This is a genomic window from Nitrospina sp. 32_T5, assembly GCF_052156635.1.
Taxonomy (GTDB): Bacteria; Nitrospinota; Nitrospinia; order Nitrospinales; family Nitrospinaceae; genus Nitrospina.
Genome location: NZ_JBQKUO010000002.1, coordinates 128,583 through 154,361, shown reverse-complemented (window position 1 = coordinate 154,361; position 25,779 = coordinate 128,583). Strand labels below are relative to the sequence as shown.

29 protein-coding genes are annotated in these 25,779 nt (G+C 58.6%); 20 read left to right on the top strand and 9 right to left on the bottom strand.

The features are described from left to right. The first annotated feature begins 59 nt into the window (after window positions 1-59). The 17 genes from ACTRW9_RS05525 to ACTRW9_RS05445 all read left to right on the top strand — a co-directional run bounded on the left by ACTRW9_RS05525 (window position 60) and on the right by ACTRW9_RS05445 (window position 14,351). The gene (locus ACTRW9_RS05525) at window positions 60-401 is read left to right on the top strand and encodes an HU family DNA-binding protein (RefSeq protein ID WP_442428591.1); all 342 of its coding nucleotides are present in this window, start codon (window positions 60-62) and stop codon (window positions 399-401) included. 127 nt (window positions 402-528) lie between these two features. Beyond that, entirely contained in the window at window positions 529-801 is a 273-nt protein-coding gene (locus ACTRW9_RS05520) for a hypothetical protein (protein ID WP_442427152.1), read from the top strand. Between the two features lie 219 nt (window positions 802-1,020). Beyond that, window positions 1,021-1,704: a succinate dehydrogenase gene (locus tag ACTRW9_RS05515; RefSeq protein ID WP_442428590.1), complete on the top strand. Its 684-nt coding sequence runs from the start codon at window positions 1,021-1,023 to the stop codon at window positions 1,702-1,704. Continuing rightward, complete coding sequence (sdhA, locus tag ACTRW9_RS05510; RefSeq protein ID WP_442428589.1) at window positions 1,704-3,644, top strand: succinate dehydrogenase flavoprotein subunit; 1,941 nt, start codon at window positions 1,704-1,706, stop codon at window positions 3,642-3,644. Before ACTRW9_RS05515 ends, sdhA begins: the two co-directional genes overlap by 1 nt. A gap of 11 nt (window positions 3,645-3,655) precedes the next feature. Continuing rightward, on the top strand, window positions 3,656-4,408 hold the full coding sequence (sdhB, locus tag ACTRW9_RS05505; protein ID WP_442428588.1) for a succinate dehydrogenase iron-sulfur subunit: 753 nt from the start codon (window positions 3,656-3,658) through the stop codon (window positions 4,406-4,408). Between the two features lie 131 nt (window positions 4,409-4,539). Next, window positions 4,540-5,421, top strand: coding sequence for a 4-hydroxy-3-methylbut-2-enyl diphosphate reductase (gene ispH / locus ACTRW9_RS05500; protein WP_442427156.1), 882 nt, complete (start codon window positions 4,540-4,542; stop codon window positions 5,419-5,421). 61 nt (window positions 5,422-5,482) lie between these two features. Continuing rightward, a complete protein-coding gene (locus tag ACTRW9_RS05495; protein ID WP_442428587.1) occupies window positions 5,483-6,598 on the top strand; it encodes a squalene/phytoene synthase family protein in 1,116 nt (371 codons plus the stop codon). A 4-nt stretch (window positions 6,599-6,602) separates the two neighbouring features. Further along, the gene (locus ACTRW9_RS05490; protein WP_442428586.1) at window positions 6,603-7,049 is read left to right on the top strand and encodes a DUF1566 domain-containing protein; all 447 of its coding nucleotides are present in this window, start codon (window positions 6,603-6,605) and stop codon (window positions 7,047-7,049) included. 72 nt (window positions 7,050-7,121) lie between these two features. Then, window positions 7,122-7,571, top strand: a complete 450-nt coding sequence (locus ACTRW9_RS05485; protein WP_442427159.1) for a hypothetical protein — start codon at window positions 7,122-7,124, stop codon at window positions 7,569-7,571. A 28-nt stretch (window positions 7,572-7,599) separates the two neighbouring features. Further along, window positions 7,600-8,007: a SirB2 family protein gene (locus ACTRW9_RS05480; RefSeq protein WP_005005563.1), complete on the top strand. Its 408-nt coding sequence runs from the start codon at window positions 7,600-7,602 to the stop codon at window positions 8,005-8,007. Between the two features lie 15 nt (window positions 8,008-8,022). Next, window positions 8,023-8,172, top strand: coding sequence for a hypothetical protein (locus ACTRW9_RS05475; RefSeq protein ID WP_442427161.1), 150 nt, complete (start codon window positions 8,023-8,025; stop codon window positions 8,170-8,172). A gap of 14 nt (window positions 8,173-8,186) precedes the next feature. Beyond that, window positions 8,187-8,789 carry a uracil-DNA glycosylase gene (locus ACTRW9_RS05470; RefSeq protein ID WP_442428585.1) on the top strand — a complete coding sequence of 201 codons (603 nt, stop codon included), beginning with the start codon at window positions 8,187-8,189 and terminating at the stop codon, window positions 8,787-8,789. 106 nt (window positions 8,790-8,895) lie between these two features. Continuing rightward, complete coding sequence (locus tag ACTRW9_RS05465; RefSeq protein WP_442428584.1) at window positions 8,896-9,210, top strand: hypothetical protein; 315 nt, start codon at window positions 8,896-8,898, stop codon at window positions 9,208-9,210. Between the two features lies 1 nt (window position 9,211). Then, the gene (locus ACTRW9_RS05460) at window positions 9,212-10,159 is read left to right on the top strand and encodes an aldo/keto reductase (RefSeq protein WP_442428583.1); all 948 of its coding nucleotides are present in this window, start codon (window positions 9,212-9,214) and stop codon (window positions 10,157-10,159) included. Window positions 10,160-10,209: 50 nt separating this feature from the next. After that, window positions 10,210-10,554, top strand: a complete 345-nt coding sequence (locus ACTRW9_RS05455; RefSeq protein WP_442428582.1) for a hypothetical protein — start codon at window positions 10,210-10,212, stop codon at window positions 10,552-10,554. A gap of 223 nt (window positions 10,555-10,777) precedes the next feature. Beyond that, a complete protein-coding gene (locus ACTRW9_RS05450; protein WP_005005572.1) occupies window positions 10,778-11,242 on the top strand; it encodes a urate hydroxylase PuuD in 465 nt (154 codons plus the stop codon). A 331-nt stretch (window positions 11,243-11,573) separates the two neighbouring features. Continuing rightward, complete coding sequence (locus ACTRW9_RS05445) at window positions 11,574-14,351, top strand: hypothetical protein (RefSeq protein ID WP_442428581.1); 2,778 nt, start codon at window positions 11,574-11,576, stop codon at window positions 14,349-14,351. A gap of 50 nt (window positions 14,352-14,401) precedes the next feature. Here ACTRW9_RS05445 and ACTRW9_RS05440 read toward each other — a convergent pair whose 3' ends face one another. From ACTRW9_RS05440 to ACTRW9_RS05400, 9 genes are all read right to left on the bottom strand, one after another. After that, window positions 14,402-15,058 (bottom strand): NifU family protein, encoded by a 657-nt coding sequence (locus ACTRW9_RS05440; protein ID WP_442428580.1) that lies wholly within the window; start codon window positions 15,056-15,058, stop codon window positions 14,402-14,404. A 113-nt stretch (window positions 15,059-15,171) separates the two neighbouring features. Next, a complete protein-coding gene (locus ACTRW9_RS05435) occupies window positions 15,172-16,875 on the bottom strand; it encodes a carbon starvation CstA family protein (protein WP_442427167.1) in 1,704 nt (567 codons plus the stop codon). 67 nt (window positions 16,876-16,942) lie between these two features. Beyond that, on the bottom strand, window positions 16,943-17,236 hold the full coding sequence (locus ACTRW9_RS05430) for a hypothetical protein (RefSeq protein WP_442428579.1): 294 nt from the start codon (window positions 17,234-17,236) through the stop codon (window positions 16,943-16,945). Between the two features lie 21 nt (window positions 17,237-17,257). After that, on the bottom strand, window positions 17,258-18,544 hold the full coding sequence (locus ACTRW9_RS05425; RefSeq protein ID WP_442427169.1) for an adenylosuccinate synthase: 1,287 nt from the start codon (window positions 18,542-18,544) through the stop codon (window positions 17,258-17,260). Between the two features lie 149 nt (window positions 18,545-18,693). Next, on the bottom strand, window positions 18,694-19,104 hold the full coding sequence (locus ACTRW9_RS05420; RefSeq protein WP_442428578.1) for a YkgJ family cysteine cluster protein: 411 nt from the start codon (window positions 19,102-19,104) through the stop codon (window positions 18,694-18,696). Between the two features lie 2 nt (window positions 19,105-19,106). Next, window positions 19,107-20,261, bottom strand: coding sequence for a glutamate 5-kinase (gene proB, locus ACTRW9_RS05415; RefSeq protein ID WP_442428992.1), 1,155 nt, complete (start codon window positions 20,259-20,261; stop codon window positions 19,107-19,109). A 113-nt stretch (window positions 20,262-20,374) separates the two neighbouring features. Continuing rightward, the gene (locus tag ACTRW9_RS05410; RefSeq protein WP_442428577.1) at window positions 20,375-21,040 is read right to left on the bottom strand and encodes an ankyrin repeat domain-containing protein; all 666 of its coding nucleotides are present in this window, start codon (window positions 21,038-21,040) and stop codon (window positions 20,375-20,377) included. Then, window positions 21,037-21,900 carry an alpha/beta hydrolase gene (locus ACTRW9_RS05405; RefSeq protein ID WP_442428576.1) on the bottom strand — a complete coding sequence of 288 codons (864 nt, stop codon included), beginning with the start codon at window positions 21,898-21,900 and terminating at the stop codon, window positions 21,037-21,039. The genes ACTRW9_RS05410 and ACTRW9_RS05405 overlap by 4 nt, the downstream gene beginning before the upstream one ends. A 7-nt stretch (window positions 21,901-21,907) precedes the next feature. Continuing rightward, entirely contained in the window at window positions 21,908-23,269 is a 1,362-nt protein-coding gene (locus ACTRW9_RS05400; protein WP_442428575.1) for an NfeD family protein, read from the bottom strand. A gap of 169 nt (window positions 23,270-23,438) precedes the next feature. Between ACTRW9_RS05400 and ACTRW9_RS05395 the strand changes: the two genes are divergently transcribed. The 3 genes from ACTRW9_RS05395 to ACTRW9_RS05385 are packed head-to-tail and all read left to right on the top strand — an operon-like array spanning window position 23,439 to window position 25,728. Continuing rightward, on the top strand, window positions 23,439-23,849 hold the full coding sequence (locus ACTRW9_RS05395) for a hypothetical protein (protein WP_442427174.1): 411 nt from the start codon (window positions 23,439-23,441) through the stop codon (window positions 23,847-23,849). A gap of 46 nt (window positions 23,850-23,895) precedes the next feature. Then, on the top strand, window positions 23,896-24,732 hold the full coding sequence (gene kdsA / locus ACTRW9_RS05390) for a 3-deoxy-8-phosphooctulonate synthase (protein ID WP_442428574.1): 837 nt from the start codon (window positions 23,896-23,898) through the stop codon (window positions 24,730-24,732). Between the two features lie 39 nt (window positions 24,733-24,771). Beyond that, window positions 24,772-25,728 carry a Kelch repeat-containing protein gene (locus tag ACTRW9_RS05385; protein ID WP_442428573.1) on the top strand — a complete coding sequence of 319 codons (957 nt, stop codon included), beginning with the start codon at window positions 24,772-24,774 and terminating at the stop codon, window positions 25,726-25,728. Window positions 25,729-25,779 lie beyond the last annotated feature (51 nt).

Genomic DNA, 25,779 nt, shown 5'->3' with positions numbered 1-25,779 from the left:
ATTGGCACGGTTCTTGAAGTCATAGTGCGAAACCAACTTTTTACCAATGGGGGGTAGCAATGATTCGATCCGATCTGGCCAACAAGTTAGCTCAAAAACTGGACATTTCCAAGCAGGAAGCCGACCGCATTCTGCTCACGTTTGTGGAAGGCATCATGTCCAACCTGGAGAAAGAAGGACGCGTGGTGATCCAGGGATTCGGTTCCTTCCGGGTGCGCGAATACCCGGCCCGCATCGGCAAAAAACCGGTGACCGGCGAGCCCATCGAAATTCCGGCACGCAAGAAACCGGTGTTCCATGCCAGCAAGGAACTCAACACACTCATCAACCGTGAAGGCAAGGAAGTGCCGATCGCCCGCGTGTTCGTGGAATCAGCTCCGCTGTACGTACAACGTCCGTAATGCAAAAACGCCTTGAGTGGGAATCCCTTAACGCCCATTCACCCTTGTGCTATAATGGCGGCTGACCTGATGGCAGGGGGAGGTTTTCCTCCCCTCATCCATCGACCTTTCACAGGAGGGGCCCGGCATGAGTGATCCCAACGCATGTTCCAAATGTGGTGAGGAGAGTATCCTGAAGGGAGACATCGGTCTTCGTACGAGCCGGGACCTGGAACTCATCATGGTCGTGCGCAAGGACCACGGCATCGAGAAGAAAGTGCCGCTTCAGCCCCGCGTGTGCGGCAAGTGCGGATTCGTCGATCTTTTCGTCGAAGAGCCGAAGAAGCTCATGATCACCCGCAACGACAAACCGGTTGACCCCGATTACAAACACCGGCCGCTCCTCGAATACGATTTCTGAACCCACCCTGTTTTCCCCAGCCTGTTTATGATGCGTCGAAAGCGGCGTAATTAAATCGTTCCCCTGCACAGCTCAATCGCGTAAAATGAAAAATACAGACCCGTTTTACGGGTCCGTTTGCCGGAAGGAGCGCACCCTGTCATCCGCCCGGTGCGTCCCTTGGGTCGGCAATCCAAGTAAGAGCGCGGCGGTTCCAATCTTCTTCACGTGGACGAGACCATGGGCGCGATCCAGCGAGACCAGGCGCATTTTCTTCTTCTAAAAATCCACTCCCTGACCGGTCTCATCCCCATCGGCATCTTTCTGGTCTTCCATCTCGCGGTCAACAGCCTGCGCACCGTCGGCGTGTTCCCCTACCAGCTCAGCATCGACGTCATCAATAACCTGCCGTTTCTGATCTGGATCGAAATCTTCGTGCTGTACATTCCCATCCTGTTTCATTCGGTGATGGGTTTCTACCTGACCTCCATTGCGAAGTACAACTTCATTCGATACCGTTACCCGCGCAACTGGATGTACACGATGCAACGGCTGACCGGTGCCATTGTGTTTGTTTTCCTGGTTTACCACATGAGCACCACTGTCGTGCCGAAGCTTTGGTACGGACACCACGAGTTCCAGGCGGCCCCGTTTCTGATCGGCGTGATGAACGACGAATTCCAGACCTGGACGGGGCGCATCATTTACCTCATCGGCATCGTCGCGGCGACGTTTCATTTCGGCAACGGGTTGTGGGGATTCTGCATTTCGTGGGGCATCATCGTCGGACCCAGGGCGCAGAGAAACGCGGGAATCGCGTTTATCCTGATCGGACTGGGGCTGACGGTACTGGGCCTCGCCACCGTGGTTGAGTTTTCACTGAACCCGGTTCCGGTGGAGCCCACCAAAGTGGGAGGCCTGTGATGCCCAAGCGTCAACCCAAATTCATCGTCATTGGCGGGGGCCTTGCGGGCCTGTCTCTCACCATGAAGCTGTGCGAGAACAACGCCCAGGTATTGCTGGTTTCCTACCAGCCGGTCAAGCGGTCCCACTCGGTGTGTGCGCAGGGCGGCATCAACGCCGCCATCAATTCCAAGGGAGAAGGCGATTCGCCGGACATCCATTTCTACGACACGGTCAAAGGCGGCGATTTCCTTGCCCACCAGCCGCTGGTGCGCGACATGTGTTTCCAGGCCCCGGCCATCATTCACCTGATGGACCGCATGGGCGTCACCTTCAACCGCACGCCGGAAGGCCACCTGGATTTCCGCCGCTTCGGCGGCACGCTGTACAACCGCACCGCGTTTTCCGGCTCCACCACGGGACAGCAACTCCTGTACGCCCTGGACGAGCAGGTACGACGGTACGAGTCCGACGGGCAGGTGACCAAACTCGAATGGCACGAATACCTGGGAGCGGTGATCGATGAGACCGGCACCTGCCGCGGTGCGGTGATCCACGACCTGCACACGGGCGAGATCTTCACCCTGGCAGGCGACGGCGTCGTGCTGGCCACCGGCGGGCCGACACAGGTGTACGGCAAGGCCACCGGCTCCACCGTGTGCAACGGCGCGGCGGCGATGTCCGCCTACCTGCAGGGAGCGCGCTACGCCAACGGCGAATTCATCCAGATCCACCCCACCGCCATCCCGGGGCAGGACAAGCTGCGGCTGATGAGCGAGTCGGCGCGTGGCGAGGGCGGTCGCATCTGGGTGCCGCGCAAGGCGGGTGACGACCGCAACCCGCTCGACATCCCGGAGGCGGAACGGTACTACTTCCTCGAGGAAAACCATCCCCTGTTCGGCAACCTGGTGCCGCGCGATGTGGCGTCGCGCGAGATCTACGACGTCTGCATCAACCAGGGGCTGGGCGTCGGCGGCGAGCAGATGGTGTATCTGGACCTCACCCATCATACCGAGGACTACCTCAACGAGCGCCTGGGCGGCATTCTTGAAATCTACGAAAAGTTCACCGGCGACGACCCGCACAAGGTGCCGATGAAAATTTTTCCTGCCGTGCATTACTCAATGGGCGGCATCTGGACGGATTACGAAAGCGAGGCACACGGGCTCATCGACCACCGGTCACCGCGCAACCAGATGACCAACATCCGCGGCCTGTATGCCGCAGGCGAAGCGGATTACCAGTTCCACGGTGCCAACCGGCTGGGTGCGAACTCTTTATTGAGCTGTATCTACACGGGGCTCATGATGGGTCCGGGCATGATCCAGTACAGCAAAAACCTCGACATGCACCACGAGGATGTGTCGTCGCAGGTATTCGAAGACGCGCGCAAACAATGGGAATCGCGATTCGAAGACATCAAACGCATGAACGGCAAGGAAAACCCGCATGTCCTGCAAAAAGAACTGGGCGACATCCTGATGAAAAATGTTTTGATCGTACGGGAGAACCCGAAGCTGGAAAAGGCATTGACCCTGATCCACGACATCCAGACACGGTTCCGCGACGTGAAGTGCCTGGACACCACCCACTGGTCCAACCCGGCGCCGAGCTTCATCAACCAGTTGCACTGCATGATCCACCTGGCGAAGATCATCACCATCGGCGCGCTCAGGCGCAACGAATTCCGCGGCGCCCATTACAAGCCGGAATTCGACCTGACACAGCCGGACAATTTCGATCCGCACGAATACGTCGATTACCTGGAAAAAAGCCAGTACGGGGAGGTGGACGAAAGCGAGTTCCGATCCGGACACCTGGAATACATGAAACGTTTCGAGGCGAACAACCGGGAATGGCTGAAAACCACCATCGCGGAATACAAGGACGGGGAGCCCGCAATCCATTACGAGGACGTGGACACATCGCAGATCACCCCGCGTCCGCGCAAATACGAGTGAGGCGGCAGGACATGAGCGACCAGAAAAAAGTTCGACTGAAAATCAAGCGGCAGGACACCCCGGATTCCAAACCGTACTGGCAGGAATTTGAGGTGCCTGACCGGGAAAACGCCAACGTGATTTCCTGTCTGATGGACATCCAGAAAAACCCGGTCACCGCCGACGGTCAAACCGTGACGCCTGTGGTCTGGGAGTGCAACTGCCTGGAGGAAGTGTGCGGCTCCTGCACCATGAACATCAACGGCCGCGTCCGCCAGTCCTGCACGGCACTGGTGCACCAGTTGGAAAAACCCATCGTGCTGGAACCGATGAAAAAGTTCCCGGTAGTGCGGGACCTCGCGGTGGACCGCACCCGCATGTTCGAGAACCTGAAAAAAGTCCACGCCTGGATCACCATCGACGGCAGCCACGACATCGGTGAAGGCCCGATAATTTCCGAAAAACGGCGCAACGCCGCCTACGCGCTCTCCGAGTGCATGACCTGCGGTTGCTGCCTGGAGGCCTGTCCGCAGTTCGCGCTGGACAACGACTTTCTGGGTGCCTCCACCTTCAGCCAGGTTCGGCTGTTCAACATGCACCCCACCGGCGCAATGGAAAAGGAGGAGCGTCTGGAAGCGGTGATGGGCCAGGGCGGCATCGCCGATTGCGGCAACGCGCAGGTCTGTGTGGAAGTCTGCCCCAAAAACATCCCATTGACCGAAAGCATCGCTGAAATCGGCCGCCAGACCACCTGGCAGCTGGTCAAAAACCTCATTTTCAAGTGATTCCGCAGTTATGGGAAAAACGGTTTTTTATTCCCATACTGCCTGCATTCTGTTATGATTTTGAACTTAAACCGTTAACGAAAAACCCACTTCCGGGTATTCACTCCACATTTCCAGAATAAGGACGGACGATGAAAGTATCCCTCGCAAGTGCGCTCGGCACCTGTTTCGGCGTCAAGGACGCCATCAATCTGGCGATGGAACCTCAGTTCAAATCCGACCTCACCATCGTGGGTCAGCTGGTCCACAACCGTCAGGTGAATGAATCGTTGAAACGCAACGGTGTCGATCTGGTCAACGGCATCGATGATCTCGATAAAATCAAAACCAAAAAAGTCATGATCACCGCCCACGGCGCCGCCGAAAAAATGAAAGAGGCGCTGGTGGAAGCCGGGCACATCGTTTACGACGCCAGTTGCCCCCTCGTCATGCGCGTGCACAAAACCGTCAAGAGCATGGTCGAGCAGAACTACTTCCCCGTCGTCATCGGGCAGGAAGAGCACGTGGAAGTGAAGGGCATCGTCGGCGATTTGGACGACTACATTGTCATCAACAACGAAGAAGATCTCGAGAAACTGCGTGCCGCGCCCACCAAACGGTTCGGCATCGTCAGCCAGACCACCCAGCAGATGGAAAAGGTGGAAAATCTGGTGCGTAAAATCCGCGAGATGGACTGCGTGGAAGACGTCGCCTTCGTCAACACCATCTGCCAGCCGACCCGCGACCGGCAGATTGCGGTGCGCGACCTGGCCGACCAGGTGGACCTGATGATCGTCATCGGCGGTTACAATTCCTCCAACACCAAAAAGCTGGTTCAGGTGTGCGACGAGAAAGATGTGGAAGCGCATCACATTGAAGCCGCCACCCAGTTGGACCGAAGCTGGTTCACCAATAAAAAACACGTGGGCATCACCGCCGGAACCAGCACCCCGGAATACGTGATCAACGAAGTCCACACTGCCATTTTGAAAATCGCGCAGGAAATGGAAGAAATGTCACAGGCCACACATTAGGCCTTTTGACTTCATTCCGGAGGGTCACCCCACATGACGGGTCCCGTACTTTGGATACACAATGCAGGATTGGGAATATTGCAAACAGATGTTGCCGAAGGTCAGCCGCACCTTCGCTCTCAATATCACCGTTCTCAAGGATGACCTGCACCGCAGTATCCTGACCGCCTACCTGTTCTGCCGCATCGTCGATACCGTGGAAGACGCAGCGGAGCTCGATCCCAAGATCAAAATCCGCCTCCTGCAGGAGTTCTCGCAAATCATTGAGGACCCGGACCACCGTGCCCGGAATTTGGATGGCTGGGTGGAGGATTGCCGCGCCGTGGACGGCTCGGAAAACGATCTCGACCTGCTGCTCAATACGCCGCGCGTGTTCAACGTGTTCGACTCTCTACCCGTGAACCATCAGGAACAGATCGTACCCTCGGTCTCGCGCATGGCACGGGGCATGGCCTACTTCCAGCAGAAATTCTCGTTCAACGAAATCACCCTGCTTGAAGACGAACACGAGCTGGAAGAATACTGCTACTTTGTCGCCGGATTGGTGGGCGAAATGCTGTGCAACCTGTTCTTCCAGGAGATCCCGAACCTGTCGCCAAAATCCAGGGAGACCATGCAGCGTACCGCGGTTTCCTTTGGACTGGGTTTGCAGATGACGAATATCTCAAAGGACATCATTGTGGATCGTGGCCGCGGCTGGTCGTACATCCCGCGTTCTTATATCACCGGGCAGGGGCTGACGGTGGAGGAGTTCAACGCCGGCACGTCCATCAATCAGAATCTCGAAGTAATGGAACGCCTTCTACACAAAACCCTGGGCCACCTGGAGGATGCCCTGCGATTCACTCTGGCCATTCCCCGAAACCAGACGCGTATCCGGCTGTTCTGCATCTGGCCGTTATGGATGGCGATGGAGACCGTCGCTGTTCTCCACAACAACCAGTCGTTGCTCAACTCCGACGATCCGGTTAAAATCTCGCGGTCCACGGTACGCCGCATTCTGCGGCGGACGCGTTGGCTGTGTTACTCGGACCTTCTTCTGAAATGGGCCTTTGGAGATATTAAAAAACGGGCGCAGTTGAAAAACCCGCCACGTTTCGATCTGGATGCCCTCAACGACCGGCTGAATCGGATTTCCCTGGATCCCCTCGGAAACGAAACCGCACTTTCACACTGAAACCATGAGCGACAAAGAACGATTTATCGATAACGGCGACGGCACCATCAAGGACACCCTTCACGACCTGCTGTGGACAAAGGAAGACTCCTGGCAGGCCGAACAAAAATGGCTGACCTGGGATGAAGCGCTGGAATACTGCAAAAAGCTGACGACCAACAAATTTGCAGGTTTCGACGAATGGCGGCTTCCGGAAGTCGAGGAGTGCAAGTCGCTCATTGAACCCGATCCTGTGAACCGCGACAAGTACGAACACGAGATTCACCTGAACCCTGTGTTTCCCGCCGGCCCCCTGCCCTACATGTGGACCACGGAGGGGATCGGGCAGGACGGGTACCTGGTGGACCTGAGAAACGGCGAGACCCGCCTGCTCTATAAAAGCAAAAGCGGACGGATGGCGACCCGGCCTGTCCGTGGCAAACCGTTCAGCGACCGCAAGCCCAATCCCTGAACGGAGGCACAAACCCTTTACCCGGCCCGGCATCTGGTTTTGAGACTCGGGCGGCTGGAAAGCCATGACATCATGACTAAAAACCAACTGTACACGCTTGCGGGCAGCATCTGGGGCCTGGTGGGCCTGTTTTTGCTGGTACGCGGCATCGGCATGTACTTCCTTGCCATCGAAACCCAGGGTTCGTCCCAGAATGCGGTGTTCATCTCGCTGGCCGCAGGGCTTTTGATCGGCGCGGTGAAAGGCAAATTTGTGCTCACTAAAACCGCGCGGCGCAACAAAAACCGTATTGACAACCTCACACCTCCGCTCAAGTTCCATCATGTCTACGCAAAACCGTTTTATATCTTTATTGCGGCCATGATGGGCCTCGGCTTCATGCTCCGCGCGTTGAACGAACACCTGGGGGGATATGTGGTGGTGGCGGCAATCTATTGCGGCGTCGGCATGGCACTCATGGTCTCCAGCCTCGTATACTGGAGAGCCGGCCCGGATAAACCGGCGGTTGAGAACAGTCCCTGATCAAGTCACACGGAGCGGTTTCGAGTCCATGAAAAATTTCTTTCTGACGCTTCATATGGTTTCCATGTGCCTGGTTGTGGGCACATTGTTTCTGCAATCGCTCACTGTGGTGTTCCGCCTGAGACTCAAGTCTGCGGAGGAACGCGACGGCCTGCGCAAAACCCAGAAGCGCATCCACAAATTCATCTACTACCCGATCCTCGGTGTCACCATCCTGTCCGGCATTTACCTTGCCGTCACCACCGGCGTGTTCAACGAATCGAAGTGGATTTATCCCAAGCTGGGGCTTTTGCTGGTGCTCATCGCGCTGGGGTTCCAGAACGGCGTTCAAATCAATAAAGACACGTTGCCGAAGAAATACGCTATGATGGTGCATATTGCGATTTTCCTCATTGGCGGCGGCATGATCTATTTCGCCACCGTCAAGCCGTTCTGATTTGCGTGAGGCGTCATGGACATTCTGTTCACCATTCTGGCCAGCGTGCTGTTGCTCGTCGGTTTCCTTGTCATCTGCCGCTCCAGCGACGATGACGAGGAGGACGAGACGGAAGACGAATTGACCAACGACCCCGCCCGCCGCGACAAGACGGAAAATTCCTGAGAGGGAACCGCACCATGAGTGCATCCGCCAAACGCCGCCACTTTCTTTCGCTTTCCACACGTGCCGCCGAATGCATACAGTGTCCCCGGCTGGCATCCGAGCAGGCCATTTTGAGCGACCGCAACGGCAGTCTCAACGCCGAGGTGGTGTTTGTTGCCGAAGCCCCCGGCCGATTCGGCGCCGCCCGCACCGGCGTTCCTTTTTCCGGTGACCAGTCAGGGAAAAACTTCGAGATTCTGCTGTCCCATATCGGCCTCACCCGCAACGACGTGTTCGTCACCAACGCCGTCCTGTGCAATCCTCTGGAAAACGGCAACAACCGTCGCCCCACAACCAAAGAAATCGACACCTGCGCCGGATTCCTGGAGGAAACGCTGGAAATCATCCAGCCGCGCGTGGTGGTGACTCTGGGCACGGTGGGCCTCGATGCCATTAACCGCCTCAAAGGCACACGGTTCAAGCTGGCCGAGGTGCTCGCCAAACCGCAGAATCTGGCGGCATTCACGCTGCTGGCCCTGTATCATCCCAGCCCGCGCGTGGTCAACTGGCGTCGGCCCCTTTCCCGGCAGAAACGGGATTTCAACCGGATCCGCCGCCTGCTGGAAAAGCCCGCCTGAATTCCAAAATTCGCCCCAACCGGCACACACGGGTCTTGACCCGGCCCCGTCGCGATTTTATGTATGTGGTATGAAAGGCAATGGAGCCTTTTAAAAAGGAGGCCCTATGTTCCAACGTACCCATCATCCCAAGGATTTGTTCACTGAAGGCTACAATTCATTACAGTGGTCGGTGTTGATTTTTGGTGTCGCATTGATTACGCTTGCCGTACTGATCTTCCTGTATCCGGCGCTTTTGGGATTCCTGTTCGCAACGTTGATCCTGATTGTCGGCGCCGCGGCTCTGATCGGTGGATACCGCCTGTACCGCTTCAAGAAACACATCGAGAAAGTGGAAAAGGAAGGCGAACCCTTCGCCGCCACCATCAAGACGGAAGGTCCCCATTACCGCTACCGCAGTTTCACCATGATCGTGAGGTAACATGCGAACCGTCTCCGTAAAGGGCCTGGACATACCTTGGAGCGTGATCACATTCGGATGCTGGCAGATCGCCCCCAGCGGCGGCTGGGGCGACTACGCCACGCCGGAGGAAGCGGACGCCTCCGTGAAGGCCGCGCTGGACGGGGGCATCACCGCCTTCGACACCGCCGAAGGCTATGGTGATGGGGAATCCGAACGGCGTCTCGGCAAGGCCCTCGGCAGCAAAAAGAACGACGTTCTCATCATTTCCAAAATCTGGCCGGATGCGGACCTCACCCGCGACGCGTATGAAGAACGCCTGAACGGGACCCTGAAGGCGCTCGACAGGGATTATGTCGATGTGTACCTCGTCCACTGGCCGGGTACTTTCTTCAACTCGCCTGAGAAATCGCGCAAGCTGTGCGAAATCATGCAGGCACTCAAAGACAGCGGCAAAGCCCGCACGGTGGGGCTGTCCAATTTTGATTCTACCGACCTGCAACTTCTTGGCGACCGCGCCGGCACGTTTACCATCAACCAGATTCCCTACAATTTGTTGCAACGCGAATACGAGGGCCGGACGCTGGACGCATGCAAGCAGAACAAGATCGGCTACATGATTTATTCCCCCACCGCACGGGGACTCCTGGCGGGACGCATCGACGCTGCCGCGCGCAAGGCACCCACACGTCGGGAATATTATCTGTATCAGGAGCCTTATTTTTCGAATTCCAAACCCGTTCGGGAAGAAGTGGAAGCCGTCGCCCAGGAGCTGGACACCGCCCCGGTGAACGTCAGCCTCACCTGGGTGCTGGCACAGGACAACGTGATAACGGCGGTGGTCGGTTCCAAAAAATCCACGCAGATCCGGGAGTTCGCCCAGGCGGGCGACCTCGTATTATCGCCGGGCCACATGCAACGGCTGATGGAAGCAAGCGGCCGCTTTCACGCTGCCAGCAATACAGCCTGAAATCACCTGTCGGACGCCACATCATCCGATGGGAGAAAGCCTCCAGCACCATGACCGAAGACTGGGACGACCCGCCCGAAAGCGAAGGCATCACCCGGGGACCGGAAGAAGCCCTGGAACGGGAAATAGCCCGGTCGAAAGCGCTTAAAGTGGAGCGCCTGCAGTTGCGAGACCAGGTGGACTCATTGCAAAAGAAGGTGGAACAACTGACTGCGGAAAACCGGAGCCTGCAGGACGCGTTGGCCCGCACCGGCACCGCCATCGGAAATTCCCCTGCCCCGGATCCGGAGGTTCCCACCTCGCCCCCGATGGTGCCACGAAGCTGGGCATGGTCCCTCCTCATTTTCAACCTGCTGGCCCTGGGGATTCTGTTGGTCTTTCTCCTTGAACGCTGACCCGCCACTCCGTCCTGTGGCTGGAAGCAGGAAAATCCGTTCGGGCGCATTTAAATCGGCCCATTTTTCCCAAAATTTTCCAAAATTGATGAATCCCTAACCCCGATTTTCCATCTTACTTCTAAAATGTCTGTCCGTCCTCATTCGGCCCAGAGCTTGATTCTCAAAAATCCGAATTTCATAAACCAGCAATTTCAAGGCATATATAAAGGAGGCACATTTTATGTGGGTAGCTGAATTTTTTCACGTCGTGTTCGGGATTTTCTGGATTGGCCTGCTTTGGTTTTTCAATATCATTCAGGTTTCCAGCATGCCCCAATTGACGGAACAGGGAGCTGCCAAACCTTATACCCAGGTCGTCCTGCCGAAAGCCCTCTGGTGGTTTCGCCATATGGCTTGGTTGACCGTCGTGTCGGGAATCATTTACTACGGCGTCGGCCGTGGCCAGGTGGAAGGCATTCCCAGCATGACGATTCACATCGGTATGGTTTTGGGTATCATCATGATGATCAACGTCTGGGCATTCATCTGGCCCAATCAGAAAAAGATCATCGCGGGCGAACTGGAAGGCGATGCGCTGGCCAAGGCGAAAAAGACCGCTTTTGTGGCAAGCCGCACCAATGCCATCCTGTCCATCCCCATGCTGATGTGCATGATCGTGGCCAACCACGGAAGTTGGACATTCTAAGCACCCCAAAAAGCAGAAATAAAGAAGCGGCCGGGTTCATTGGGAATCCGGCCGTTTTTTTGTTTGGGTTTCTTTCCCGAATCCGGTAAGTGCCGCGAAAAAGCCTGACACCCGGCCCTCCCGCAACCCTGAAATCCGTTTTCTCTCTGGCTAATAAACCTTTATAATTAAAGGTATGGCCAATACCCCCAAGAAATACAATCCCCCAAAAAAAGGGGCCAAAGGCAGCTCTCCGGCCGGTTCCGGAAACGCTTCAAAAACCACCCCTCCCTCTCCCGGAAAAACGCCGCCGTCAAACAAGCCCCAAAAAAAATCGCCCCGGGGAAGGAGAATGGTCCGACTGGTCAAACGGGTCATGTGGGGTTTTGCGGCGATGGTCTTCCTGGGGGTTCTGGTTCTCGCCGGACTCGCATATTTCGTGGATGTAAAATCCCTGAAAGGGTCTCTCACCCAGACTCTCACCGAAGCCACCGGTATGAAGGTGAAAATCGAAGGGCTTGCCTACGATTTTCACGACGGATTCGGCCTGAAAGCCGACGGCGTGAGCGTTGAGTCCATGGATGGAAAAGATAAATTCGTTTCCGCCAAAACCCTTTTCGTTCATGTTTACCTGATGCCCCTGCTTGCAGGAAAAGTTGAGGTGAAGACCATCGACCTCATTCAGCCCGTGGTCACCATCTACCTCAATCAGGACGAAGAGGAAGAAAAGCCTGAAGAGCCGGTGGCTGGAAGTAAAGACGATAAGACCGTGGTCAATTCCATCCGCGACACCTTTCGCAATTTTCATCTGGCGATCGATAACATCGACGTCGAACAGGGTCGCATTTACTGGATCAAACGCAGGGGCGGAAAACCCGTGGATCAGCAAATGATGCGGTTGTCCGGGTTCATCCAGATTTCCCGACCCAGCAACCAAAAGCTGGACCTGGCCCTGACCGACCTGGATGTTTATATGGACCAACTTCACCTCTTCGGCGACCTGGTGGTGCATGAAGTGCTGACCCCAAACGCCTCTCTGGATGTTCATATGGAGTTGAACCGGTTCCACCTCAAGGACCTTCAAGCCATCCATTTTTTCATTCCCGTCGATCCCTCGAAAGTTCTGGAAGAATACCAGCCCCAGGGGAATTTCGAGTTACTTCAGGCGGAAATGCAGGTGCCTTTGGATGCTTTGGAAGATGGAGATAAATTCACGAAGCAGGCAGTAGTTCAGGCGCACATCATGGGAAACAATGTTTCCGTCACCGCTGCAGATCGGATTTACCTGTTCGATCACATGGACAGCCACGTTATCTGGCGAAAGGGCAACCTGAACCATCACCTCGACCTGGACATGGGTGCGGGCCGAATCGAGCATTCCGGTGACCTGCGGTTTCTGGAAAACAACCCGGATCCGGAATTGAACACGACCACAAAGGTGAACCAGCTGGAACTCAATCAGCTGGGCATCCCAGAGGTCTCCCAATGGGCGAATGGTTTGGTGACCGGGTCATTCGAGTTGCGCGGACCCGCCGTCCTCGATGAGTTGATCCTCAACGCTTCGCTATCCGGGGACGAGTTGCTGCTCACACCCGCTGACCTGCAAATCCCCGTTGGTCGCTGGCAGGCGGATGCACAGATGAAAAACCGCAAACTCCACAACACGCTCAAGGCCACGGCCTTCGGCGGAGAAGTCCAGTATGATGGGGACCTCACCTTTCCCGCGAAAGAGAACGAAAGCATGATTCTCGACTCCACCGTCACAGTGAACCGCGTGGATGTGGTACGACTGCCGATTCCCAAATCGGCAGGCATAAGCAAAGGCGTGCTTACCGGCAAACTGACGGCGAAGGGCCCGGTGAACGATCCGGACAAACTGGCCTACGAGACCAGTCTGGTTGCCGATGACGTGCTCATCAAAATCCAGGCCCTCGACAATATGGTCCTTCCCGTTTCGCGGCTGGACGCCGACGCGACCATGAACGGCCGCAACATCAAGAGCAAAATCAAAGCGTCGGTGTTGAACGGGGAACTGACCCAGAATGGAAAGATCATTCTCCCCAAACCGGATAGCAAGAAATCGGTAACCCGGCTCGACTCCGATTTCAAATTCGACAAACTCGATCTTTCGCAGGTGAAGTGGCCCTCGGAGTGGGGTCTGGTCAAAACGGTATTGTCGGGCAACGTCAAAGCACGGGGCCCGGTTGAAATCGACCGCATCCGGCTCAACGGCACCCTTCAGGGAGAGAAAATGGTGCTTTCTCCGAATAAACACAACTTTTCGATTCAGGATGCAGTGTTTCGGGTGAACTCCAGGCCGCCCAAGGTGCCGGTGTCCATCGGGTTCAAATTGACCCGGGTGAACGCGAAGGGGTATCCATTCAAGCGTATCACCGGCGAAGTGACCCTGCCGAAAAACAGGATCGTTCTCAGCCAGTCTGCGTTCGTGCCACGCAACGGCACCATGGGCATCAAGGGGGTCTACAACACGGCGAAGGACAAATACGATTTTTCTTTCGGCGGCAAGGGCCTTTCCATTGAGGATTACGAAAAGAAACACCTCAAAGGCATCGTCAAGTTCACCGGGAACCTGAAGGGGCATGTCCCCAAAAAAGGTCCGGCAACCAGGGGCATGAACGGCGACCTCAAACTGCTGGTCACGGAAGGAAGCCTCAAGGAACTGGGTGCGGTGAAAGCCATCCTCACCATCCTCAATCCCACCGCCCTGCAAAAGCTGAGTGACAAGGGACTGCTGTTCGACCGCATGGGCGGAACGTTTGAAATCAAAAAAGGCGTCGTGCACACTCCCCTGATGGGACTGGAAGGCCAGTACCTGAAGGTGTACCTGGAAGGCACGGCCGATCTCAACACAGAGAAATTCGACATGCACGGCAAGGCCCTGCCGATGGGGGACCTGGACAAAGTCTTACAGGGGGTGCCCCTTCTGGGTCGGTTCGTGGCGGGTAGCAAAACCGACGAAGGACTGGTGGAAACCTACTTCAAGCTGGAAGGGCCCTTCAACGATCCCCACGTGGACATGGAAGCCGCCAAATCGATTCTCGCCAAGCCCAAGCGCATCTTTGAAGCTCTGGGGGACCTTCTCACCGGTGGCGCATTCACCGGGAAATAAAAAAGCCTCCCGTCCGGGAGGCCCGTTTTTCCCCGACCCCTCCCAGGAGGTCAGACAGATTTGACCACGAGTTCGCGGTCCAACTGCTGTTTGATGAGTTTTTCGATGTGCTGGAGGGTGCCGGTCATCGATGACGGACAGTTCTCGCAGGCACCCTGGTAGTGGATGAGCACCTCCTTGCCCTCCAGGCCCTGCAGGTCCACGCCGCCGCCATCCTGCGCCAGCTGACTGCGGATGGAGCGGTTCAGCACCATCTCAATGGCTTCCAGCTTCTTTTCGTGCGGCAGGCTGTTGAAATCGGACACGTCCACGTGCACGGTCTTGCCTGCTTCCTCGCTGGGGTACACGTCCACCAGCTCGTCGATGGTGTTCCAGACCTGGGTCTTCAGCGGATTCCACCCGGCCGTGTCCTGCTTGGTGACGGTGACGAAGTTTTTCATGATGTACACGTTCTTCACCGCCGAATTCTTGAACAGGGCCTGACCCAGCTTGTCGTCGCCGCAGTCTTCGGGCGAGGAATACGATTTGTTGCCGGTCTCAAGAATCTGTGCGTTCAACACAAACTGAAGGGCGTTGGGATTCGGGGTTTCGCGGGTGCGGATCACTTTGAGCGCCCGGTTGTTCACGGGGGTCCTTGGGCGGTCTCCGGGAGTCTGGCCTCCGGTTTTCTTCTCCGTCTGTCTTGCTATGACCTCGCTCAACTTCATAACGCTACCCCTTTCAACTGGATCGGTCCATTCCGCCCATCATACAACCCCGGCCGGGGAAAAATCAACCGCACACCGCAGGCAGCCCCGGGGAAACCCGGATCCGGCCCTCCTCACGCCTCGCTGGGGGCGGGTTCGGTGCTGATTTTGCGGCCTTTCAAGGCCTGCAATCCCTCATGCCCGACAAACAGGGCGAGCCCGATGAGCACCAGCGCCGCCGTCCCCAGAAACAGGTGCGGCTCCGGCGCGGTGAAAAACCGGTAGGCCTGCCACGACAACGCGCCAATGGTCGTGATCACCATGAACACCGCCGGATACAGCGCATAAGCGGTCGGCCGCTTGACGCCGATGAGGTAGGTCGCGATGACGAACAGCGCGACGGCGGCGATCAACTGGTTGGTCGCGCCGAAGATGGGCCAGATTTTCTGCCAGCCGTCGCTCGCGCCGATCACAAACGCGATGGCGATGACGCCCGCCGTGGTGACGTATTTGTTGAGGAATACCGGCACGCGCTGGCCCAGCGACTCCTGCACGATGAAACGCGTGATGCGCACCGCCGTGTCCAAAGTCGTCATGACAAAGGTGTTGAGCGCCAGCACGGCGATCATCGACGCCAGCGTGAAGCTGAGAAACGGCAGCATCTGGTGGACCACGTTGCCGTAACCGTGGCCGAAGGCGTGGATCCAGCCCCCGGCCTTCAATGTTTCACGGAAACCGAGCTCGGCCATATCGACGCCGCCGCCCGCAGGCGCCACCCAGTACAACCCGCCGCCGACCAGCAACACCGTGACCACGGCGACCACGCCTTCCGTCAGCATGCCGCCGTAACTGATGAGGCGGCCCTGTGATTCACTCGCCAGTTGTTTCGACACCGTGCCTCCGGCGACGAGGGAGTGGAATCCGGACACCGCACCGCACGCCACCAGCACGAACAGCATCGGCCATACCGGCCCCTGCTCCTGCGAAAACCCGCCCATGTACGCAGGCGTGTTGAGTCCGGGCGCCACCCACAGCAACGCCAGGATGCCGAGCGACATGCTGCCGAACAGCACGTACGTCGAGAGGTAATCGCGCGGTTGCAGGAGAACGTGGACGGGGAGCACCGACGCCACGGCGGCGTAGATCATGAGCAGGACGAACCAGAACATCAGGGGCGACAGACCGAGCACGTCGCCTTCTAGCGGCAGGGGCAGTTTGAATCCGGCATAAATGCTTGCGACGAGTGCCAGCACGGCCACAATCGACGCGGCGGTCAGGTTGCCGCCTTTTTTATAGATGAACCAGCCCAGGATCATGCTGATGGGGATGATGGCGAAGGTGGGAATGACCATCTCCGGTTGCGCGATCAAGGTCTTCGCCGCCACCACGCCGAACACGGCGATAACCAGCAACATCGCCAGCACGAGAAACAGCGCGAACACCGATTTGGCGCGCGAGCCCATGGTGGATTCAGCGATGTCCGCCACCGAGCGGCCACGGTTTCTCACCGACATCATCAGCGTCAGGTAGTCGTGCACCGCACCGATGAACACGTTGCCGACCAGCACCCACACCAGGGTCAGCGCCCAGCCGAAATGGTGCATGGCGATGATGGGCCCGATCACCGGCCCCGCCCCGGCGATGGAGGCGAAATTGTGGCCGAACAGCACCATCGGTTTGCTGGGCACGTAATCGACGCCGTCGTTCTCCGTCACCGCAGGGGTGTGCGATCCCGCATCCGGGCGCACCACGTCCCGGTCCAGCCGCCCGGCGTAATACCGGTAACCGGCGAAATAGAAAAACAGGCACGCGCCAATGAGTATGGTCCAGGTCAGCATAACGCCTTTACAAACCCCGGGTTATCGACCGGGGAAAACGACATTCATAATTGAGCTTTATTATAAATTACAAAATGAGGTGGATGCCAGAGACTTCGATCTTATTGAAGGGGCCAATGCCGGAAACGTACACCCGCACGGTGTCGCCGGTGTGCAGAAGCTTTGATAAATGGAGGGTGATGCCGCCCGCCTCGAAATGACGGTAACCGGTGGGATCGAGCGGCGGCTGGTGCCGGACCCGCATCTCAGGAAGCCTGCCGACGCAACACGGCGTTTCCAGGTCTTCGACCTCAATGGTCAGGTCGGACCGGCCCCGCTCGTTCAGGAATTCGGCAACGTTGTCGGCAACTTCAATCTTCATCGCCCACCTCGATGCGAAGAATTAAAACAGTGCGCCCTGCGAAATGGTGTGGTCGCGGTGCGGCCCGGTGGAGATCATCAGCATTTCCACGTCCAGCAGTTTCTGCAGGCCGTCGATGTAACGCTTGGCGTTGTCCGGCAGATCACTGAAGCAACGCACGCCGGAGGTTTTCTGCTTCCAGCCCGGAAACTCAGTATACACCGGCTCGCATTCCTCCAGCACGCGCGGGCAGGCGGGCATGCTTTCCAGCACCCTGCCCTTGTGCGAGTAACCGGTGCAGACTTTGACGGTGTCGAACGTGTCGAGCACGTCGATCTTGGTCAGAGCCACCGCGTCGATGCCGTTCAGTTCCACCGCGTACTTCGCCACCACCGCGTCGAACCAGCCGCAGCGACGAGGCCGCCCGGTGGTCGAGCCGAACTCGTCGCCGTTCTTGCGCAACTGCTCGCCGAATTCGTCGGTCAGTTCCGTCGGGAACGGGCCTTCGCCGACGCGCGTGGTGTACGCCTTGATCACGCCGATGACGCGGGTGATCTTGTTCGGCGGGATGCCGAGCCCCGTGCACGCGCCGCCGGAGGTGGCGTTGGACGAGGTGACGAACGGATAGGTGCCATGGTCCACGTCCAGCATGGTGCCCTGCGCGCCTTCGCACAGAACCTTGTGACCCGCCGCGATCTCTTTGCGCAGAATGCTCTGTGTGTCGTTGATGTATTTGAGGATGACCTGGCGGTAACCGAGCAGGTCGTCGTACAGCTTTTCAAAATCCTGCAGGTCGCAACCGTACAGGTTCTTGAGGATTTTTTTCTTTTCCTCGTAGTTGGCGCGCATGGTGTCTTTCAGGATCGCCTCGTCCAGGAAATCGCACAGGCGCAGTCCCGCGCGGGCCACCTTGTCGGCGTAGGACGGACCGATGCCCCGACCGGTGGTGCCGATCTTGCGGTCGCCGGAGGTGCTCTCCTTGTTCTGGTCGGACACCATGTGGTACGGCAGGATGATGTTCGCGCGGTCGCTGATCACCAGCTTGTCGTCGAACTCGAACCCCGCCTTTTTGAGCATGCCGATCTCTTCCACCAGCGCCTTGGGATCGATCACCACGCCGTTGCCGATGACACACAGCTTGCCCTTGTGGAAAATACCGGACGGGATGAGGTGCAGGATGAACTTCTGGTCGCCAAAGCAGATGGTGTGGCCGGCGTTGTGGCCTCCCTGGTAACGGGCGACGACGTCGGCTTCTTCGGAGAACAGGTCGATGATTTTCCCTTTACCCTCATCGCCCCACTGCATACCCACCACTACGGAAACAGGCATGATGGTCCCTTCTTTGTCGGTTTAATGGAATCGAGCACAGGCTGGCAAGGCCGGTCGTGCGGGGTTGGTCTCAGAGTTTTGACCGGGAAGTTATTATCGGTCCGCGCCGGGGCAATGTCAACCGCTTTCGGGACAGCGGGAAATGCAGGCTAGAGGCGGAAATTCCGCAGGTATTGCTTGATCTCTTTAGCGGGAACGGGCGGGCCTTCGTTGATGCCGGGACAGAACCCCCCGACCAGGGTCCAGTAGTTTTTGGAGTCGAGGTGTTCCTTCCAGAACGGGTAGGCACTGCACTGTTTCGGTTTCGCCGGGTGGATGGAACAGCCCTGCATGGTGAGGAAGGTGCAGGCAGACCCCTCCTTCACTTCCATCTCCCAGTAGCCCTCGAACTTGCGCAGGCGGTACTTTTTGCGGAACTCGCTCGGGTTCAGCCCCACATAGTCCGCCGCGCGGTGGACGTCGTCGGAATCGAAATACACCACGCCGGGTTTCATGCAGCACTTGAAACACCCCTGCTGGCATTCGAAGCGGACCGGTTCCTTTTCCCACCATTTCGCCATGATTAAAGCACCACCAGGTCGTCGCGGTGCACGACTTCTTCGTAGAAATCGGTACCGACGAGGTTGCGGATTGCCGGGGTCTTCATGCCCTTGATGCGGTCGAGCGCCCCGGCGCTGTAATTGACCAGACCGCGGGCGATCTCGTTGCCGTCCGACACGATGCGCACCGAGGCACCGAACTCGAACGCGCCCTCGACCTTCACCACCCCCGCCGGCAGCAGGCTTTTGCCGCGCTCGATGATGGCCTTGCAGGCCCCGGCATCGACGGTCAGCGTGCCCGCCGGTTTCAGCGTGTGGGCAATCCAGTGCTTGCGGTCGCGGATCTTTGTCTTTCCCGACCAGAACAGCGTGCCCACCGCCGCCCCGGCGAAGATCCTGTCCAGTATCTTACCATCCAGCCCGTTGACCACCAACGTGGGGATGCCGAAGCTCATGGTCTTTTTCGCCGCCAGCACCTTCGTGTACATGCCGCCGACGGAAAGCGGGTTCCGGCTTTTGCCCGCGAGTTGTTCGATGTCCGCGGTGATGCGGTCCACATGCGAGATCAGCTTCGGCGCGTCCGCCGCGTTTTTGCGCGCGCGGGCGGGGTCCCCGTCGAACAGGCCGTCCACGTCCGACAGAATGATCAGCAACTGCGCCCCCGCCATGCAGGCGACGTTCGCCGACAGCGTGTCGTTGTCGCCGATCTTGATTTCATCGACCGTCACCGAATCGTTTTCGTTGACGATGGGGATGACGCCGCGCTCCAAAAGAGCCTCGATGGTGTGCTTGGCGTTCAAGAAGCGTTTGCGGTGCTCGAGGTCGTCGTGGCCGAGCAGGATCTGCGCCACTTTCAGGCCCTGCTTGTCGAAATAATGTTCGTAGGTGCGCATGAGGTGGCTCTGGCCGATGGCGGCACAGGCCTGTTTTTCCGGAATGTCGAGGGTGGAGCGCACCAGGTTGAGGCGCTGGCGGCCGGCCATGATGGCGCCGGAAGACACGACGATGACCTCGACGCCGAGGTCGGTGATGTGTTTGATGCGCCGGGCGTAACTGCGGATGCGTTTTTCGCTCAAGCCCCGTTCGAGCGCGGTGCGGCCCGATTCGTGATCGCTGATCACGCCGCTGCCGATCTTGATCACCACGCGCTTGACCGCCTTCAGGATCTCCCGCCGCAGTTCTTTTTCTTTAGCCCCCGCCCGTGTCGCCATTCACCTGTTCCGTAAATAAAAACCAAAGGAAGGCATCATAAAACATCCACGGGACCCGTACAAGTGGGCAATGCGGGGGCTCACTCCTTCGCGCCCAGGGATTTCAGGAGGAGGCGCATCTGCGGGTCGAAGGCGAGTTGCATCGGCGTGGTGTCCGGCTGGCGGGTGAAGGGGTCCTGCCCCCGCGCGTGAACGTCGGCTCCGTGATCGACCAGCAGGGTGACGACGCCCTGCTGTCCACTCAAGGACGCGTAATGCAGCGGCGTCAGCTCCAGCCCGTCGCGCACGTTCACGTTCGCGCCCTTCTCGACGAACAGCTTCGCCAGGTTTTCGGTGCCGAACTGCGCCACGAAATGAAGCGGCGTTTTCTGCCACGAGTTCTCTTTCAATTCCAGGTCCGCTCCGTTCTCGATGAGCAGGCGCGCCATCGCCGGTTCGCCCAACTGCGTGGCGAGGTGGAGCGGCGTGAAGCCCTCGCGGTCGCGGGCGTTGACGTTGGCCTTGTGATCGACGAGGTACCGCACCGCCTCAACGTGACCCCGCGCCACGGCCCAGTGCAGGGGCGTGCGGTGGAACGCGTCCTTGACGTTGATGTCCTCGCCCTGCTCGATCAGCTTGTCCATCATGCCGACCGCGCCGATCTTCGCCGCCTCGTGCAGGTGGCTGGTCGCTTCGTTGCCGCAGGCGGCGAGTCCGCCCAGCATCCAGACCGCCGCCGCCATCCATACCATCCAGATTTTTTTCATGGAGTCTGCTTGTTTGAAAGTTTCGGTTTGCCCTCCGCCAGCGCCTCATCGACGAAACGGTGGATGCGGTCGAAGTATGCCTGCCCGCCCAGGCGGTAGGTGTTGTTGTGCCCCGCGCCGGGCAGATCGTAAAACGCTTTCGGCTCCGCCGCCGCGTCGTACAGCTTGCGTCCCAGTTTGTACGGCACAACTTCGTCGCCGGTGCCGTGGATGATGAGCTTCGGGATGGTGATGTCCGGGACCTTGTCCACCGCGTTCAGCTTCGAACGGATGGCCCAGCCGATGGGCAGGACGGGGAACATCGCGCCTGCCATGTCGCGCGCGCTGGTGAACGCCGCCTCGAGGATCAGCGCCGCCGCCGGGTTGCGGTGGGCCACGTCGGTGGCGAACGCCGCACCCAGCGACCTGCCGAACAGGATCACCGTATCCGGCGGCACTTTGCGTTCCTTAACCAGCGTGTCGTACGCCGCCTGCGCGTCTTGCAGAATGCCCGCCTCGTCCGGCGCGCCTTCGCTTTTGCCGTAGCCGCGGTAATCGAAGATGAACACATTGAGACCGAGCGGGGTGAGGCGCTGGATGTTGTCCACGCGGTGCGTCAGGTTGCCCGCGTTGCCGTGGAAGAACAGCAGGGTCGCGCGCGCTTCGGTGGCGGGAAAGTACCAGCCGTGCAGTCTGGTGCCGTCGGACGCGGTGAACCACACGTCCTCCACCGGCATGCCGTCCGCCGCGTCCCACTCCCCGTCCGGGTACGTTTGCGGGTGATAGATGATCTTGTTCTCGCAACTGACCAGCACCACCGCGTAGAACACGAGGATCGCCAGGATTGCCGCCGCCGTCTCGAAAATACGCTTTCCTTTCATCAACGCATCAACCGGATTTTTTGACCCGCACCGTGAGGCCGTCGAGCGCTTCCACCACCACCGGATCGCCCTTCTTGATGGTGCCGTCGCACACCGCCTGCCAGATTTCCCCGTGCACCAGCACCCGGCCTTTCGGGTTGAGCTTCGAGTACGCCGTGCCGTGCTCGCCGATGAGCCCCTCGTGCCCGCTCACCGCCTTGAGTCCGGCGGAGCGCGTGGCCAGCCACACCGCGCCTGCGGTCACCATCACCGAGACGACGAACGTCGGGATCAGCACCGTCTTCGAAATCTGCATCGCCGGGTCGTCGCTGTCGATCAGCATGATCGATCCCAGCAACAGCGACACCGTGCCGCCCGCCGTCAACAGGCCGAACGTTGGCACGTTGAGTTCGACGACGAACAAAATGCCACCGAGAAGGATCAAAAGCAATCCCGCGTAGTTGATGGGCAGGGTCTGCATGGCGTAGAGGGCGAGGATCATGCTGATGCCGCCCAGGATGCCGGGCAGGATGAGCCCGGGGTTCGACAACTCAAAGTACAGCCCCACCATGCCGATCATCATCAGGATGTAGGCGACATTGGGATTGGAGATGACGTCGAGGATCTGTTCGCGCGGCGTCATCTCGCGATGGGCGAGAGGTTTGTTTTTGGTGTCGAGCGTCACCGTGCGCCCGTTGTCGAGTTTCACCTCGCGCCCATCGATGGCCAGCAGGAGCGCATCGAGGCTCCCGGCCACGAGATCGATCACGCCCAGCTTCTCCGCCTCCTCGGCGGAAATGGACTGGCTCTGCCGAACGGCCTTCTCCGCCCAGTAGGCGTTGCGGCCGCGTTTTTCGGCGAGCGAGCGGATGTACGCCGAAGCGTCGTTGACCACCTTCTCTTCCATCGGTGAAGGTTTCCCCTGCTTGTCATCCTGCTGGCCGCCACCCATCAGGTTGACCGGGTGTGCCGCACCGATGTTGGTGCCCGGCGCCATGGCGGCGATATGGGAAGCGATGGTGATGAACGTGCCCGCCGAGGCGGCGCGCGATCCGCTGGGCGCTACATAAGTGGCTACCGGCACATCCGAGGCCTGGATGGCCTTGATGATCTGCCGCATGGCGGTGTCGAGTCCGCCCGGGGTGTCCATCTGCAGGACCACCAGCGCCGCGCCCTCGTCATTGGCGGCCTGGATGTGTCTGCTGGTGTAGTCGGCGGAAACGGGGTTGATGGCTCCCGCAATGTTGATGACCACGACCCGGCCCGAGGAGGTGCTCTGGGTCGAGGTCTCTGGCGGCGCTTGCTGGGTTTCGGTGTCCTCGGCCAGCGCTCCGCCCGCCGCCAGCAGGAGACCGCATCCGAACACCGCCATCCATTGTTTCCAGTACATAGGGAGCACGGGATAAAGGATTGATTACAAATATTTTTTCAGACCGCCGGAACAAAGTCAAACCGAAAAGCCGCGTCCAAACAGGCCAAAACGGGCGTTTGGGAAAATTGGTTCAACGGGCCGGATGTTTGGTGTTACACTGAACCGATTGGAAACACAGGTATTACTCATGGATTACAAAACCATTTTCATTGTCGATCCGGTCAAGTTCGAGCGCCTCCAGCTGGCCAAGTTTCTCAAGCAGGAGAGCTTCACCATCATGAGCTTCGTCAGCCTGGCCAACGCCTTCGGCAAACGCACGCCGATCCAGTGCGACCTGCTGATTTACGTCATCCGCAAAGGGCAGACGGACCTGAAGGCGCTGGAGCGGGTGAAGAAGAAGGACCGGAACCTCCATTTCATCCTGATGGTCCAGCACGCGGACCAGAAGGTGGAATTGGGACCGTACCGGGAAATGGGGTTCGAGAACATTTTCACCGCGACCAACAACGAGAAGGTTCGGGAGATCGCCTACGGCTACCTCGCGCCCGACGGGTTGCAGTCGCGCCCGGAAACGCCGCACCCCCTGCCCCTTCCCTGAATTGGCAACGAAATCACAAGCAACCTCGCACTAGAAATTTTTATTTATGGAATCCAGTCTGAAAACGCAGGAAGTGCACATCGGTCCCATCGCGGTCGGCAACGGTCACCCGCTGGCCGTCATCGCAGGCCCGTGTGTCATCGAATCCGAAAAACACGCCATGGAAACCGCCGAGCAGTTACAGGAGGTCTTCTCCAGGGCGGGCATCCCGTTCATATACAAATCGTCCTACGACAAGGCCAACCGCTCGTCGTACAAATCGTTCCGTGGACCGGGCCTCGATGAAGGCCTGCGCATCCTGAACAAAGTGAAGACCGAACTCGGCGTGCCGGTCCTCTCCGACGTGCACAAGGAAGAGGAGGTCGATCCCGCCGCCGAAGTGCTGGACGTGTTGCAGATTCCGGCGTTCCTCTGCCGGCAGACGGACCTGGTGGTGAAGACGGCCAAAACCGGCAAGCCCATCAACGTGAAAAAAGGCCAGTTCCTGGCACCGTGGGACATGAAAAATGTTGTCGATAAGGTCAGGGAAACCGGTAACGAAAATATCGTACTCACCGAACGCGGCTTCATGTTCGGTTACAACAACCTTGTCGTGGACATGCGTTCTCTCGTGCTGATGCGCGAACTGGGGTTTCCGGTCTGCTTCGACTGCACACACAGTTTGCAGTTGCCCGGCGGACAGGGCACGACCTCCGGCGGACAGCGCGACCTGGTGCCGCACCTCACACGCGGCGCAGTGGCCGTGGGTTGCGACATGCTGTTCATGGAAGTGCATCCGGACCCCGACACCGCGCCGTCGGATGGACCCAACATGCTGAGGCTGGACACGCTTCCGGCACTCCTCGACCAGATCAGGCAGCTCGACGCCCTGCGGCTTACTTAAAACCGCCGCCTTCTTCCCTTTCTCCCCCGGAGGTGTGGGATGAAACTTCAATCGCTCCTGTTTTTTCTGGGATGCGCCCTGATCTTTGCCGCAGGTCCCTCCGCTTCACTTGCACAGGAAGGAAGCTGGAAAGTCCTGACCCCCACCCCGACGCCGCGCACCGAAGTCGGCGTCGTCACCCTCAACCAAAAAATTTACGTGATCGGCGGCTTCACGCCGGAAGGTATCGCTGAAAAAGTCGAGGTGTACGATCCGGCAAGCGGCGGATGGTCGGAAGCCGCGCCCCTGCCTCGCGCCCTGCACCATGTCGCGGCGGTGACGGTGAATGGGAAGATTTACGTCGTCGGCGGATTCGCCACGGGAATGTGGTCGCCGGTGGACACAATTTACGAGTACGACCCTCAGTCAAATGGGTGGACGGAAAAGGCGCCGATGCCCACGGAACGTGGCGCGCTGGGGGCGGGGGTGATCGACGGAAAGGTTCATGCAGTGGGCGGCGCGTTCAGGAAATTCTTCCGGCTCAAGAACACCGGCGCGCACGAGGTGTACGATCCGGCCACCGACACGTGGACGGAAGCGGCCGATATCCCGACGCCGCGCGATCACCTGACCGTCTCTGTCGTGGACGGCAAACTCTATGCGCTGGGCGGACGCATCGACGTCGATTTCGGCAACAACCTCGACCTCAACGAGGCGTTCGACCCGAAAACCGGCCAATGGGAGAGGCTGGCGCCGCTCCCCACCAGACGGAGCGGCATCACCTCGCAGGCGGTGAATGGAAGGATTTTCGTATTCGGCGGCGAAGCCACCAAGGGCACTTTCGACAAGAACGAGGCCTACGATCCCGGCACCAACACCTGGAAAACCTACAAACCCATGCCCAACCCCTGCCACGGCCTGGGCTCGGCGGTGGTGAACGGGTCCATCCACCTGATCACCGGCGGACCCAACCCCGGTGGCGGCGGCAGCCAGTACCACCAGGTATTCACTCCCTGACAGAAAGGGGAAGCGGTTCCTTCCCGGTGGCAAACCACGCGTCTCCGCGCG